This window comes from Bradyrhizobium sp. B117 (assembly GCF_038969555.1).
Classification (GTDB): Bacteria; Pseudomonadota; Alphaproteobacteria; order Rhizobiales; family Xanthobacteraceae; genus Bradyrhizobium.
The window spans coordinates 567,447-581,447 of record NZ_CP152414.1 but is presented as its reverse complement, the minus strand read 5'-3'; the positions used below and the strand labels follow the sequence as shown (position 1 = coordinate 581,447).

Annotated in this window: 11 protein-coding genes, 1 tRNA gene and 1 pseudogene; 6 read left to right on the top strand and 7 right to left on the bottom strand. The window is 60.8% G+C overall.

Features of this window, described 5'->3' with window-relative positions; translation table 11 throughout:
* Nucleotides 1–108 precede the first annotated feature (108 nt).
* Nucleotides 109–420, bottom strand: a complete 312-nt coding sequence (locus AAFG16_RS02755; protein ID WP_342737091.1) for a hypothetical protein — start codon at nucleotides 418–420, stop codon at nucleotides 109–111.
* A gap of 615 nt (nucleotides 421–1,035) precedes the next feature.
* Here AAFG16_RS02755 and AAFG16_RS02750 point away from each other — a divergent pair.
* On the top strand, nucleotides 1,036–1,479 hold the full coding sequence (locus AAFG16_RS02750; protein WP_342737089.1) for a hypothetical protein: 444 nt from the start codon (nucleotides 1,036–1,038) through the stop codon (nucleotides 1,477–1,479).
* A gap of 483 nt (nucleotides 1,480–1,962) precedes the next feature.
* On the opposite strand, the gene AAFG16_RS02745 is transcribed toward AAFG16_RS02750, so the two are convergent.
* Complete coding sequence (locus AAFG16_RS02745) at nucleotides 1,963–2,088, bottom strand: hypothetical protein (RefSeq protein WP_342737088.1); 126 nt, start codon at nucleotides 2,086–2,088, stop codon at nucleotides 1,963–1,965.
* A gap of 21 nt (nucleotides 2,089–2,109) precedes the next feature.
* Here AAFG16_RS02745 and AAFG16_RS02740 point away from each other — a divergent pair, with 21 nt between their 5' ends.
* Nucleotides 2,110–3,342, top strand: coding sequence for a hypothetical protein (locus AAFG16_RS02740; RefSeq protein WP_342737086.1), 1,233 nt, complete (start codon nucleotides 2,110–2,112; stop codon nucleotides 3,340–3,342).
* 281 nt (nucleotides 3,343–3,623) lie between these two features.
* Here the strand turns inward: AAFG16_RS02740 and AAFG16_RS02735 are convergent.
* The 3 genes and pseudogenes from AAFG16_RS02735 to AAFG16_RS02725 all read right to left on the bottom strand — a co-directional run.
* Nucleotides 3,624–3,906, bottom strand: a pseudogene (locus AAFG16_RS02735) (FAD-binding protein); the annotation flags it as partial.
* Nucleotides 3,907–4,049: 143 nt separating this feature from the next.
* Nucleotides 4,050–6,179, bottom strand: coding sequence for a Wzt carbohydrate-binding domain-containing protein (locus tag AAFG16_RS02730; RefSeq protein WP_342737084.1), 2,130 nt, complete (start codon nucleotides 6,177–6,179; stop codon nucleotides 4,050–4,052).
* On the bottom strand, nucleotides 6,176–6,628 hold the full coding sequence (locus tag AAFG16_RS02725) for a hypothetical protein (RefSeq protein WP_342737082.1): 453 nt from the start codon (nucleotides 6,626–6,628) through the stop codon (nucleotides 6,176–6,178). The genes AAFG16_RS02730 and AAFG16_RS02725 overlap by 4 nt, the downstream gene beginning before the upstream one ends.
* 1,350 nt (nucleotides 6,629–7,978) lie before the next feature.
* Here AAFG16_RS02725 and AAFG16_RS02720 point away from each other — a divergent pair.
* On the top strand, nucleotides 7,979–9,154 hold the full coding sequence (locus AAFG16_RS02720) for a tyrosine-type recombinase/integrase (RefSeq protein ID WP_342737080.1): 1,176 nt from the start codon (nucleotides 7,979–7,981) through the stop codon (nucleotides 9,152–9,154).
* Nucleotides 9,155–9,160: 6 nt separating this feature from the next.
* On the opposite strand, the gene AAFG16_RS02715 is transcribed toward AAFG16_RS02720, so the two are convergent.
* Together AAFG16_RS02715 and AAFG16_RS02710 are read right to left on the bottom strand one after the other, a co-directional pair.
* Nucleotides 9,161–9,237 (bottom strand) — tRNA-Arg (locus AAFG16_RS02715).
* A 301-nt stretch (nucleotides 9,238–9,538) separates the two neighbouring features.
* The gene (locus tag AAFG16_RS02710) at nucleotides 9,539–11,038 is read right to left on the bottom strand and encodes a HAMP domain-containing sensor histidine kinase (protein WP_283083459.1); all 1,500 of its coding nucleotides are present in this window, start codon (nucleotides 11,036–11,038) and stop codon (nucleotides 9,539–9,541) included.
* Between the two features lie 380 nt (nucleotides 11,039–11,418).
* Here AAFG16_RS02710 and rpmH point away from each other — a divergent pair, with 380 nt between their 5' ends.
* Genes rpmH through yidC form a run of 3 tightly spaced genes read left to right on the top strand, consistent with a single transcriptional unit; the run spans nucleotide 11,419 to nucleotide 13,847 of the window.
* A complete protein-coding gene (gene rpmH / locus AAFG16_RS02705; RefSeq protein WP_008542748.1) occupies nucleotides 11,419–11,553 on the top strand; it encodes a 50S ribosomal protein L34 in 135 nt (44 codons plus the stop codon).
* Nucleotides 11,554–11,581: 28 nt separating this feature from the next.
* Nucleotides 11,582–11,980 (top strand): ribonuclease P protein component, encoded by a 399-nt coding sequence (gene rnpA / locus AAFG16_RS02700; RefSeq protein WP_283083458.1) that lies wholly within the window; start codon nucleotides 11,582–11,584, stop codon nucleotides 11,978–11,980.
* A 16-nt stretch (nucleotides 11,981–11,996) separates the two neighbouring features.
* Entirely contained in the window at nucleotides 11,997–13,847 is a 1,851-nt protein-coding gene (gene yidC, locus AAFG16_RS02695; protein ID WP_283083457.1) for a membrane protein insertase YidC, read from the top strand.
* Nucleotides 13,848–14,001: the final 154 nt, after the last annotated feature.

Below are 14,001 nucleotides of genomic sequence, written 5' to 3'. Positions count from 1 at the left end.
CCTGAGGAGCCCGGGTCTCCGGATTGTACGCGCACAAAAATTCTTACCGCGCTGTCGCCCTCAATCAACCGATCGACCAAGGAGAGCCAGATGGGCTGGCTTGATAATCTATCTAGCTTGCCGGAAAAGGGCACCAAGCTCGCAAGTTTCTTGGCCTCTGTCCTGGCTGTCGTGCCGGTTACAGTGACCGTGGCGGAGAACGGTTCGTCCCGTATTTGATCTGAAGACATAAAATCTTGTCCGCGTCATCTGGGGGATGACCGTGCCATCGCCCTGATGAAGTTCGGCCTTATCTTCCTTGGTGATAGCGTGAACATACACATCGGGAGCGCTGGTGGTGGTGCAAAGGACTGAGCTATCTTTGACAATGCCCCGGACAACCTCGCGATGGGCGGTATCCAAAAGGATCATTTCGCTCATTGGAAATTCCCTTTTCGAAATCCGAATACGTAAACTCAGGACAACTACTGGTCGCGTGTCCAGTCTCTCGGCTGGGGCAGGCTGAAGAAGTGATCGAACAGAACCGAAACTGCTGCGTTGCATAAGTCCGGTGTGACCCGACGAACGAGTCCTTGTCTCCGACCGCATCCGAAGCGGGCGCGACTGGTTTGCCGCTGGTCCAAATCGATGGGACGAGTCGCCTCGGTTGCCGCTGGGGGCTCGAAAGCTCCGATGAACCGGCCGCTCGCCCGGGCAACGATCGCCGGCCCGGCGGGTTTCCGCAAAACCTTCTTCGATCTCTCATATCGACATCCGCGAGCAGGCCGGTTTGGCTGACCGATGGGCTGCGGTCCATCGGAGAGCCGGGCGCGCCTGCGGCCGGCTCTCCGCGGTGTTGCACGCACTTCACTTGCCGGTGCCATCTGACTCCGGCGTGGGACGACCTGCTTGGAGTTGCGATCCGCCCCGCGTGAATTGCGCTTGTGCTCCATGCGCTTGGCTGGCTGCCGCATTGGGTCAACACCATGGGGCTGTGCTTCCGAGGCGTCGGCGCGTCGCCACGACCTTGAAGGCTTGGGGAAAGAGACGATCGAAATGTTTGCCTGGGAAAAGCTTGGCGACGCGCGCGGCTGCAGCGGGCGGAATGCATCGGTCGGATTAGGGCTCGGCCTCGTGCTGGAATGCGGAAGTCCGGCCTTAGCCGCCGACCTGCCGCTCGAGGCGCCGGCACTCAGGGCGGTGTACGATTGGACCGGATTCTATGTCGGCGGCCATTTCGACTACGGCGGCGGCAGCCTGAATCCGCTCCTCTTGCAAAGTGTGCTCTTTCCACACAGTCCGACGGCTCTGATCGGCGGCTATCAGTTGGGCCACAGCCGCGAGTTCGCGACCAACATCGTGCTGGGGGTCGAAGCGGACCCAATATTCACGACCTATCTGGATCGGGCGGCGCTGGCACGGATGCCGCCTTGCGGCCAGCGACCCGGGCCTCTGAGGGAGATCTTGGTGGCCGAGCAGAGACCGGAGACGCTCTCGTAGCCGCGCTCCGAGAAGGCGATATAGAGTTTATCCCAGAGAACGGCGGCGGAGCTGGCGTTCGGCTTGCGAAGCGACAGCGCCGTCCAAGTGAAGCGCGGCCGAGACGGCGCGAGGGCTGCTTGACCCACTACTACCGCTCGCCCTGCAGCGGATGAGAAAGGCGCGAGGGCGGCCTTCTGACGAAGGGTCATCCGCTCGCCGGTACAGTCGCAATTGCAGCCTTCGGGTCGAGGCACTCGTCGCCGCCCTTCCCAGGCCTGCCCTCAACTCGATCTTCATAGATGTAGCCCTGGACGTTTGGTGTGTCCCAGGACTTGAAATGCGATCACGCCATGCGCCTGCGTCCACCGGTCTGCGCGAGCGTTGGCATCATCTCGACCGTTGCACCTAATCGGTGCAAGCAGCTGCACCAGTGTGGTGCTTTGACAAGACAGGTTGGGACGTGGATGATCAACCGCAACAAGGCGCTGTACCACGGGTGTTTCAGTGCAGCCCCTGCAGGACGGCCATCGCGACGATGCCAGCGACGATCATGCTGCCGAGCCGGATCGTCAGCCCGAACTTGAGATTTTCGAGAGCTAGTGTCAGCCCGGACTTGGTGACGAGCACGCAGGAGCAACACCAAACCAAATGAAACTCGATCCCCAGAACAGCATCGCCGGGCTGCCAATTAAGACGGCCCGCGACCTGATGCGCCACCTCAACGAATACCGCGCGGACGCAGAGACGGTGCTTGACTTCCTCGATACCGAGCATTGGCGCAGCACGGTAGAGTCTGCCCGTAAGGCCGATCCGAGAATTCCTGCCAGCATTCGCACGCGAGACTATGACCGCAAGGAGATGTGCAGAATCTGGGGCTTCAAGTTCAAGCCGATCAAGGCTACCGAGGCCAAGCGCGTTTTCGCGGCACTGCTCGCCGAGGGCTACCTTGAACCGAACGAACCAGGGCACAAGCTCGACAAATCCAAATACCAGACCAGCATAAAGGGTCGCCGGCTCGCGGCTGCGAACCTGACGAAACGCTTTGATCGCGCCAAGGCAGACAACGAGGTGGCTGCCCTGATCGCGCGCGCGAACGAGATCAACATGCGCGACGAGCTGGTGTTCTTCGTACACAAGATCACAGCGTTCGGATCGTACCTCACTAACGGCAACGATCTCGGCGACATCGACCTCGTGGTTACGGTCCAGCCGCGCCGTGATGACCATGTCGCTGAGTCACACTATCGCGCAGACAACAGCGGCAAGACCCTGAATTTCCTGGCGCGCCTGACCTACGGCGAGCGCGAGGTTCTACAGTTGCTGCGGGCCCGCAAGTCGCGTCTGTCATTCAATGCGCACTCGACGCTCGAACTCGACACCAAATTCCGAGTGCTGTTCGAATGGCTGCCCGACGCCGAACGTCGCACCGAGATGGAGGCGTTCGACTGGCGAATCCACGAGCCGTTACGACAGGTCAATGAATGGCTGGATTCGAACCCTGGAATCAATGCCGATCCCGTCGAGATCGCGCGCTGGTGTCAGGACGTCGCCGCCATACTGTCGAAATGCAAGGACTGGCATTACCGGCGATTTCGCCGCTGGGACAACGACGCCGCGCACAGCCTGTTGCCCTACTGGGGCTTGACCGCCTCGCAAGCAGCCGCCGAGATCGCGCATCGAATGGTGTGGGATGAATACCGCGAAAGCGTCAGCGGCTACATCACCAGAGAATACAGGAAGGCGCTCAACGCCCTGATCGAGGCGGAGATCTACCCGCATTTCGCGCGCGGCACCGACGCCATGGATGCGGCGATTCTGATCGCCAAACATTTCCAATGGAAATTGATCAAGAGGCCACGCGCTGAAGCTCGTACCCTTTGAGAAAAGTATAAATCGGCGGCTCGCTTTACCAGTCGTACTTTTTCGGTTCTTGAGCCAAAGACCTTATTGGCGCAATCAACTGCGACATGGACCTCCGACGGGCAATCGGTTCAGCACTATAGCAGTCCGTGCTTCCATACGTTCCTGTTTTCTTTGCGGCGCCAGGCGAAGGGCCGCCATGCATCTCGTCTCCAGCAGCGTGCGCGCGTGCTGCATCTCGTCGAGCTCGTGCTTGCCAAGCACCGAGCGCAACGTGGTCTGGGCGAGCTGGCTGGTGGCGGCTCATTGATTTCGATGGTCATCGCACGGCATACGACATCCCGACCAGCGAGATCCTTTGCGCTTGGCGCATAGCGCTCCATGAAGCGCACCCCTTCCGAGTTTGTGAAGTAGCCGCCCTCGCCGCGCGCCCTCAGTGATCAAACAACCCGAGCCGTAGATGCCGCTCGGGTGAAATTGCGTGAACTCCATGTCTTCGAGCGGCAGGCCTGCACGCAACACCATGGCGTTGCCGTTTCCAGTGCAGGTATGCGCGGCCGTGCAGGAGAAATAGACGCGTCCGTAGCTCCTTCCTTCGTCGGCAGTTGCGCTCGGCCGCGAGAACATTCTCTAGGATGAGCCTTGATCTGGGGAAGAGACCCCGCCAAAGTCCCGTTCCGCGCCGCCTTCCCGCCAAATTCATCGACCCGCCACTCGCGCGCCTAACGCTACAGATAGGCGGCAACCATGATGCGCTTGCCTGTAGCGAGTTGCTGGTAAGCGCCCGGCGGGGGCTCGAGAATGCGAACATCCTGGAATCCTAAGCGGCTCAGCGTCCAGCATAGCCCTTTCGGCGACGGATAGAAAACGATGTCGCCTGCGCTGCCGTCGATGTTGTCGGGATTGCCCGCGAAGATGCCCCAGTACCCGTGCATGTAGTTGGTTGCCGTCCAGTCCCCTGAGTCGATACGCTCTTCCAGGTCCAGAATGGTGCATTGGGTCTCGATCAGAAGCACCTTACGCGTCATCTCACGGCAGCGGCGCAACACGCCGATCGGGTTCTCAAGATTATACATGAGGCCAAAGTTGATGACGATGTCAGCCGGCTCGAACTTTCCTGCCGGCATTGTCTCTACGTTGTCCTGGACGAACTTGACGCGATCAGCGCACAGGCACTTCGCCATCAGCTTGGCGCTATCGACATGCCTGGCCTGGTACTCGATGCCAAGGACGGATTTGCAGTGCTTCGCCAGTTCAAGGGAAAACCATCCCTGGTGAGACCCAACGTCGATTGCCGAAAGAGAGTCCGGATATTTCGCGAACAGCGGCTTCAGCTCGGTGAGCATCATATCGCGACGGGTGCGGTGGATGTGCTCGACCACTTCGGGAATGTAGAGCTTCGTCCGGCGACCGGATGGCAGCGCAAAATCGTAGAACCACTCCTGAGAGAGAATGCGCTCTTCTAGGGACGGATCTTGCGTAGGACCAGAACTCAATATCAATTCGCCTCCTGCAGCCGGGACCGTCTGGGTCAAAGACATTTTGGCCATTTCCACCGCGATCATCACGCCATTTCGGAAGGGGGAGTGGACGTCGAAGAAAATGGCATCATGGAGCCAGTGATGCTGCACATGCTCTTCGGGAGTGCCCGACGCGAGCGCCAGCGTGATCGAGTATCGGCCTGTGCCAAGGTTGGGTAATCGGAACCCAAAACGAGCCTCCAGCCGGTCGCCTGGTCGGCACAACAGCGGTGCCGATGCATAGCGGAGAAAGGTATTGTCCCCGAGCAGGGGCTGGCCGAGCCGATCCTTGATGATGAAGCCGGCGATGGGAGCATAGGTCTCGGCTTGGATGTTGATGCGGGCAGTAATCAGCAGATGCTCACCACCCTCGATCCAGCTTGGCCGCTGCCCGTCGGGATCGGTAAGAGAGACCTCGTAGATTTCGGCCTGGCCACTGCCAAAGCTGGCGCTCTGCTCTGCAAGGAATTCTACCTGACTGGCGACCTTTTCGGCGGAATAGAGATCATCGTGGCTGAGCCAGGAGAACAGTTCGGCCGACATTTCACGGATCTCACGGTTGAGCGCAGAGGCCACGCCGCCATTCGGCTTGCGAACGTAATGGATGCGTTTGCCGTAGCTAAGCGCGATGGCTTCAGTCGCTCCGTCATCATTTGAGCCGTCATTGACGACGACAATTTCGATATTGGGATACGTCTGCCTTATGGCGCTATCGATCGCTTCCCGGAGGAAGTCGGCGCCGTTGTAGACCGGAATGACGATGGAGACTTTTGGCTGGAAGTAGAGCGCGGCTTTGTCAGAGAGGGCCTTGCCGGCTGGAGCAAAGCGGGGGTCGGTTGCCATCGCAAATCCATAGCGCTTGTAAAGTCGCCTTGCGCCGGCCTCCAGAATGCCAGGAGGAATGTCACTGTCTTCTGTCATGACCTTGGACACGTACAGGTTAACAGCGGCGGCCAATGTTTCGGGATCCTGGCTACCGAGAGTGTTGCCTGAGTGAGTGCGCACCAGACATGTCACTTCGTCGATAGCTCCGAACAGGTGATGCTTGGCGATTCGCCGCCACAAATCCGTATCCTCAAAGCGATGCATTGCTTCATCGAAGACCCCCGTCTCGTCTAACCCCCCATGGCGCACCATCACGGTGGGGAGTGTGATGGTCACGGGCTGGAAGAATGCGATGTCGGGGTAAATGTTTCCGGAAACCGAGGCGCGATAGACGAAGTTAAGGCTGTCTCCGTTGTCACCGATGCACGAGGCAGAGGTGTAGACGGCAGCATAATCCGGGTGCTCATCAAGGAACTGCACCTGCTTCGCCAGTTTTGCCGGGATAAAGGTCATCGGAGTCCTGGAAGGCAATGTAATCTCCGCGTGCATGTCGCAAAGCGAAGTTGCGCGCGCTGGGCCATCGCCTCGAGCATCGACGTGCTTATTGCATCTGAGACGCTGAGGCCAAGGTAGCACCGTGCCGCAGCAAACAGCCGTAGCATCCTTCCGTGGTCGGCATATTGCAGGATTTCGATGTCCAGATCGTAGTATTTCCGCAGTTCGTCAACGCGCAGATAGATCGGCTCCGAAGGAGAGAAAACCAGGATCTTGTAGCCGGTCAACGCATCAGAGGCTTTCGCGAGGGCATCGAGCGCAACAAGTGCCCGGCCCGCGAAATGCTGGTAGCCCTTGACCATGATGAGACGACGTTTGGATGGCAGGCGCAGCGAACGCAATTGCTTGACGACCGGCAGGTCAAAGCCGCCGGAATTTGGCTTGACCGGCAGCACCTCGGCACCCATCCGCAGACTTTTAGCGATCTCAACGTCTCTGTGACACTCGCAGCTATAGTAGTCGATCGAAGAAAGCAGCTCACGTACTCCAATAGAAATAGCTCGTGTCGATGCCTGGCGGTGAGACGTCGACACGCAACTCTTTCATCAGAGCCGTTCGTTAGTTGGCCGTGAATGCTTCGCTTGAGATTCAACGCTCGTCGCCGCCCCGCGACGAAGCGCTCGAGAGCGCTCGCCTATTGATTGCAGCAGCCTTACAGCACACCCGATCAACAAATCAAGCGCCGCCGACAAGGACAGATTTTCGGTCATCGGGCATTTTCACGACTCTGCTTACGGGTTCGGCGGGGCCTTCTGACGTCGCCTACCTGGACATCAAGTCAAAGTTCACAGAGGTTTACGAGCACAACGTCTTTAGTGTTTCCGAGTCCAGATCCGGTGAAGGATCCAACCTCAAGCAGACGTCTGTAATTCGCGTGGAGGTGCCGACGCTCATTGCAGAGCTCGGCGTCGGTACCCTGTTGGATGCGCCATGTGGCGACTGGCATTGGAAGATCGAAAGTTGGCTGGTACTTGAGCGTTTAAACTGGCGATCAAACTGTTGCGCTGACCGTTGGAGTCAGGCGTCTGAGAAGGATCGAACTTAAGCATCTGATCGAAGATGTTCAAATTCGCATCGGCTTGTTGCTGCAGCGTGACAAGCTGGTTCGCCGGGATCTCGTCGAGAAACTGGATCGGGAATCGTGTGAACAGATTTGACCAGGCGGGTTGCCGGCGCTACCGCCTCTTGGAAGTTCAACCTCAACCCCAGTCCGGTTGTGCGCGGCAAGCTCGACACATCGAACGCTTGGATGCGCTCAAGCGATCTTCGCGTGCGGTCTAACTGGGCATCCGCCATATCGAACCATCACCCAAGAAGTGTTCCAAGCTCAATAGCAGCGAAAGTGGTGCCGCTCACGCGAGGGGCCACACCTGACCACAAGGGCGCTCCTCCATTAGCCGCGCCGCGAAATAACGGGAACGTGATGGCGACCAGGTGCACCGAGTCGGTGCCCGTAGAATCATAGACTTAGCCGGTAAGATGCACCGATCAGGTGCAGATTTTCGATTGAAATCAAATACTTATACGGTCTTCAGTGTTGAACCGCTGAGGCTATAAATTTATGTTCCTCGCAGCCCTTTATCTTGCGTCGGGAAGCGCGACAATGCCTCGCCGTCCAGCCAATGTGAACCAGGCAGACGTTCAAAGGATCATCCGCGCCTACCAACGCGAGAATGTACCATTCCGCGTGACGCTGCAGCCCAACGGAGCCGCAATCTTCGAGCCGGCAACGGTAGTACCCGCTGAGGAAAGCGCCCTTGAACGATGGAGATCTGATCGTGGTCAGGGCTAAGATCGATGGCGTCTTTTCCACCTACAAGACCCTGAAGGATGGCACTCGCAAAACATACTGGTATCACCGCGCGACAAGCAAACGACTGCACGGGGTACCAGGATCCGCCGAGTTCATCGGCGATCTCGCCGCGGCCGAGAAGACGTTGCGCGATCGGCACGCCGGCACGTTCAATAGCCTTGTCCGCTCCTACACCACCTCCATCGAGTTCGAGCAGAAGCTCGCGCCCAGTACGCAGGGCGAATACAAGCGGATGCTGACAAGGGCGGAGGGCGAGTTTGGCACCATGCCGATTGCCGCACTCGATGACCCCCGCGTCCGCAAAGACCTACTCGACTGGCGCGAGAAAGTCGCGCGGACATCCGGACAACGCGAGGCCGACAACCGGCTGTCCGCGATCTCCGCGATGCTGACATGGTCCATCGACCGTGGGACGCTGACGGCCAACCACCTACGCGGCTTTAAACGGCTTTATCACGTCGACAGGTCGGAAATCATTTGGTTGCCAGAGCATATAGCCGCCTTCATGAAGGTGGCGCCGCTCGAGATGCAGCGCGCCCTGATCCTGGCGCTCCACACGGGGCAGCGCGAAGGCGATCTCTTGCGTCTGCCATGGTCAGCCTACAAGGACACTCACATTGAGCTTAGGCAGGGCAAGGCGCGCCGGCATGGGCAGATGGCGCCCCTGATCCAGATCCCGTGCACCGCCGCCCTTCGCCGCATGCTCGAAGGCATGAAGCAAACCTCACCGCTGATCCTCACCACGAAGACCGGCCGCGCCTTTAAGGCTCGCTACTTCGGCGCGATGTGGGACCGGACCATGACGAAGGCCGGATTGCAATCGGTCGGCTTGCCCGGTCAGGAAGAGCTGGTTGAGCTGCACTTCCACGACCTGCGCGGCACCGCCGTGACTCTGCTGTCAGAGGCCAACTGCACGCCGCAGCAGATCGCCACCATCACGGGTCACAGCCTTAAGACGGTTCACAAGATCCTGGAACGGTACCTTGCTCGGACCCGCGGCCTCGCCGAGCAGGCGATCTTCAATTTCGAGAACAGCCCCCGAACAAAGTTTGCAAACCAGCTGCAAACCAGCGCAGCCAACGAATCGGACAAGAAAGAAAAACGCGATGCCAATCAATGACATAAATGGCGCGCCCGGAACGATTCGAACGTCCGACCCTCAGATTCGTAGTCTGATGCTCTATCCAGCTGAGCTACGGGCGCGTTTTTCGCTGATTGTGCGGGCTTTAGCCCACACGCAGCCTCCGGACAGCGCCGGAGGGGTGCGAAAGAGCGCTCTGACTAACCGCTCTTGTCCCGATTGGCAAGGTCCGGGATGGGGAGATTTTGCAGGGAGATGACGGTTTGGCCGTCATTCCGGGATGGCCCGAAGGGCCAGGCCCGGAATCCATAACCCCAGCTGGTGGTTATGGATTCCGGGCTCGCGACTTCGTCGCGCCCCGGAATGACGAGGAGAGAGCTGGGATTGCCCCCGGAATGACGTCGTTACTCGGCCTCCGGCCGACTACGCCCTCTGCCGCTCGTTGCGGATGGAGAGGAGTTCCACGGGGCGGTCGGGGATGACGATGCGGAAGGTGGCGCCGATGGTGCCTTCGACCAGATGGATCTCGCCGCCATGGGCGCGGACCAGCTCGGCGGCGATCGCAAGGCCGAGCCCGCTGCCGCCGGGGCGGCCGGAGGTCTGGAACGCCTCGAACAGGTGTTCCCTCGTCTTCTGCGGCACGCCGGGGCCGGTATCGGAGACCTCCAAAATCGCAACGGCGCCTTCGCGCTTTCCCGTGATCCGGATCTGCTGCGCGCCGCCATCGCCCGAGGAATGGCTTTCCAGCGCCTGGGCGGCGTTGCGGACGAGGTTGAGCAGCACGCGGAACAGCTGATCGGGGTCGGCATCGATGGCGAGCCCGCGCTCGATCGCGGCGACCCAGGCGATCGAGGCATCGCTGGCAAGCCCCGCCGTTTCGCGGACCTCGAGCACGACAGGCTCGATCAGGATCATGCGGCGGTCGGGCGCGGCCTCCTGGGCGCGGCCGTAGGACAGCGTCGACTGGCAGAAGGCGATGGCCCGCTCGAGCGAGCGCACCAGTTTTGGCGCAAAGCGCTGCACCCGCGGATCGGGCACGCTGGCGAGCTGGTCGGACAGAAGCTGCGCCGAGGCGAGCAGATTGCGCAAATCGTGGTTGATCTTGGAGACGGCGAGACCGAGCGCGGCGAGCCGGCTCTTCTGATTCAGCATCGACATCAGGTCGCGCTGCATGTCCGACAATTCGCGTTCGGCGACGCCGATCTCGTCGCTGCGCTGGCTCGGCACGATGATGCGCGCCGAGCTCTCCGGGTTCTCGTGGAACCCGACCAGGCTCGCGGTCAGCCGCCGCATCGGCCGCACGAACAGATAATGGAGCGCGAGATAGACGAGGCCCGCGGTCAGCACGCCGATGATCAGCGCCACCACCACGACGTTGCGGGAGAAGCGGTACATCGACTGCCGCAGCGGCAATTCGTCGGTCACGATCTCGACGAACTGGGCATTGCCGACGCCGGGCCCGACGATGCGGATCGGCTGGTTGCCGGTCTCCAGCATCATCTGGAACGAGCCGGTGATCGCCTCCCACACGCTCATGTCGCGCAGGTCGACGTCATGCTCGATCGTGGTAGGCAGATTGTCGCTGGCGAGCAGACGGCGCTGCTGGCCCATCTTGATGGCGACGGCGCGGGCATTGATGCTCTTGAGGATCTCGCGCGACAGCGAATCGGGGACCATGCCGAGCGGGGCTGCATCCAGCACCAGCGCCGCCGTGTTGGCGGCCGCGACGCGGTCGTTGAGGCGGTTGACCCAGAAGTTGGCGATGGCGGGCACGTACAGCAGGATGGCCGCGATCATCACCAGGGGCACGGTGAGCAGCAGCAGCTTGCCCGACAGCCCAAGCCCGTCAGGCCCCCGCGGCCGCGTCGCCGCCGGGTCCCGCTGATCCGCATCCTGGATCGGCTGGAGGTCTGTCGCTGCCACGAAATTCGTCCTCGCTGCCTTGCCGAGTGAACAACTTGCTTGGTGAACGATCTGGCTGAGGAAGGATGCGGTCCGCTCCCCGCCCGGTCAAATTACAGATCGCTAATCTGCCGAGGTGGGATGTAATCACGGACGCGGCGAGTCGCCACCTCAAGGGTTAAAAACCCCGCACAAACAGCGATATTCACCGGAACAGCGCGTTCTTGCGGCGTTGACGAAAACAAGACGCTCCCTTATAAGCCGCGCGAATTGTCCGCGATGACCCGGTGTGACGCCGGGAGCGGCTCTCTTGGGGCCGAAAAGGGCCCGTTTTGGGCCGCATCTTCCGGACTTTACCATCAATTCTACAGGCAAATTGCCCGGTCAGCGGAGAAAAACCCGTGAAGCGGACTTATCAACCCAGCAAACTGGTGCGCAAGCGCCGTCACGGTTTCCGTGCCCGTCTCGCCACTGCCGGCGGCCGCAAGGTCCTCGCCGCCCGCCGCGCCCGCGGCCGCAAGCGTCTGAGCGCCTGAGCCGGACCCCCATTTTTGGGATTTCATCATGGATCGGCTGAGGCAGCGGGCGGATTTCCTCGCCGTTGCCAATGGCGCGCGGGCGAATAGTCCCGCGTTCGTCCTGCAAAGCCGCCGCCGCGACGATTCTGGTCCGATCCGGATCGGCTTCACCGTTACAAAAAAGAACGGCAACGCCCCCGAGCGCAATCGCATCCGGCGCCGGCTTCGCGAATTGGTGAAGCGGCTCGATCCGGTGTCGATGCAGCCCCATCATGACTATGTACTGGTCGGCCGGAGGGACGCGCTCTCGCGCGACTTCGCCACCATGCTCGACGATCTGCGCATAGCGTTCACGAAGCCCGCGCGGCATACGGCCAAAGCACCCGCAAAGGGACGCGGCCAGAGGCCAGGCGCCACCGCGCCTGCCGGCCGCAAACCGGATTGATGACGAGACATTAGAGATGACCGACAATCGCAATACCATCCTCGCCGTCATTCTGTCGGGCCTCGTCCTGATCGCCTGGCAATATTTCTACAACGTGCCGCAGATGGAGAAGCAGCGCGCCCAGCAGCAGGCGCAGGCCGAGCTCCAGAAGAACACGCCGCAGCCGACCGCCACCGCAACGCCGGGCGCGACGCCGCAGGCCGGCAATGCGCCCGCGCCCGCCGCGGCGCCGGGCAACCAGCAGGCCCAGCCGGTCGTTGCCCGCAGCGCCGCGATCGAAGCCAGCCCGCGCGTCAAGATCGACACGCCGCGGCTTGCCGGCAGCGTCTCGCTGAAGGGCGGCCGCATCGACGACCTCGCGCTGGTGCAATACCGCGAGACGGTCGACCCGAAATCGCCGCCGATCATCCTCTATTCGCCCTCGGGCACGGCTGAGCCCTATTACGCCGAGTTCGGCTGGGTGGCCGCCACGGGCGTGACCGCCAAGATGCCTGATGCCCAGACCATCTGGCAGCAGGACGGCAGCGGCAGCCTGACCCCGACGACGCCTGTGGTCCTGAAGTGGGACAACGGCGAAGGTCTCACCTTCCGCCGCACCATCTCGGTCGACGACCACTATCTCTTCTCCATCAAGGACGACGTGAGCAATGTCGGCAATGCGCCGGTCACGCTCTACCCTTACGCGCTGATCTCCCGCCACGGCACGCCGCAGGTCTCGGGCTACTACATCCTGCATGAGGGCCTGATAGGCTATCTCGGCGAGCACGGCCTGCAGGAATACGCCTACAAAAAGATCGACGAAGCCAAGACGGTCAACTTCAAGGCCACCAATGGCTGGCTCGGCATCACCGACAAGTACTGGGCCTCGGCGCTGCTGCCCGACACCAGCGCGCAACTTCAGGCGAAGTTCTCCTCGAACCTCACCGGCAACGTCCACACCTACCAGACCGACTATCTGCTCGATCCCGTCACCGTCGCGATCGGTGGCACGGCCACCGCGAACGCGCGGCTGTTCGCGGGTGCCAAGGAAGCCGGCGTCGTCGGCGTGTTCCCGTTCGCCGGCCTCGGCGGCTACAACAAGGAGCTCGGCCTCAACCATTTCGATCTGTTGATCGACTGGGGCTGGTTCTACTTCATCACCAAGCCGATGTTCCTCGGCCTCGACTTCTTCTACCGCTTCTTCGGCAATTTCGGCATCTCGATCCTGCTCGTGACCGTGATCGTGAAGCTGTTGTTCTTCCCGCTGGCGAACAAGTCCTACGCCTCGATGGCGAAGATGAAGTCGATCCAGCCGCAGCTTCAGGCGCTGAAGGAGCGCTATCCCGATGACAAGGTGAAGCAGCAGCAGGAGATGATGGAGATCTACCGCAAGGAGAAGATCAATCCGGTCGCCGGCTGTCTTCCCGTGGTGATCCAGATCCCGGTGTTCTTCTCGCTCTACAAGGTGCTGTTCGTCACCATCGAGATGCGGCACGCGCCGTTCTTCGGCTGGATCAAGGATCTCTCCGCGCCGGATCCGACCAACCTCTTCAACCTGTTCGGGCTGATCCCGGTCGATCCGACCACGATCCCGGTGTTCGGCCACTACCTCGCGCTCGGCATCTGGCCGATCATCATGGGCATCACGATGTGGTTCCAGATGAAGCTGAACCCGACGCCGCCGGATCCGACGCAGCAGATCATCTTCAACTGGATGCCGCTGATCTTCACCTTCATGCTGGCGGGCTTCCCGGCGGGTCTCGTCATCTACTGGGCCTGGAACAATTTGCTCTCGGTGCTGCAGCAGAGCTTCATCATGCGCCGCAACGGCGTGAAGGTGGAGTTATTCGACAATCTCAAGGCGACGTTCGCCAGGAAGGCGACGTAGCTTCACACGAAGCGTGCCCGGTCATGCGGGCACAATGCCTCCACATCGTCATGCCCGGGCTTGTCCCGGGCATCCACGTTTTGGAAGCTGGCTCCGTGAAGACGTGGATGGCCGGGACATTTGGTTGGGAAAGACGCGCTTCGCGCTTTTGCCC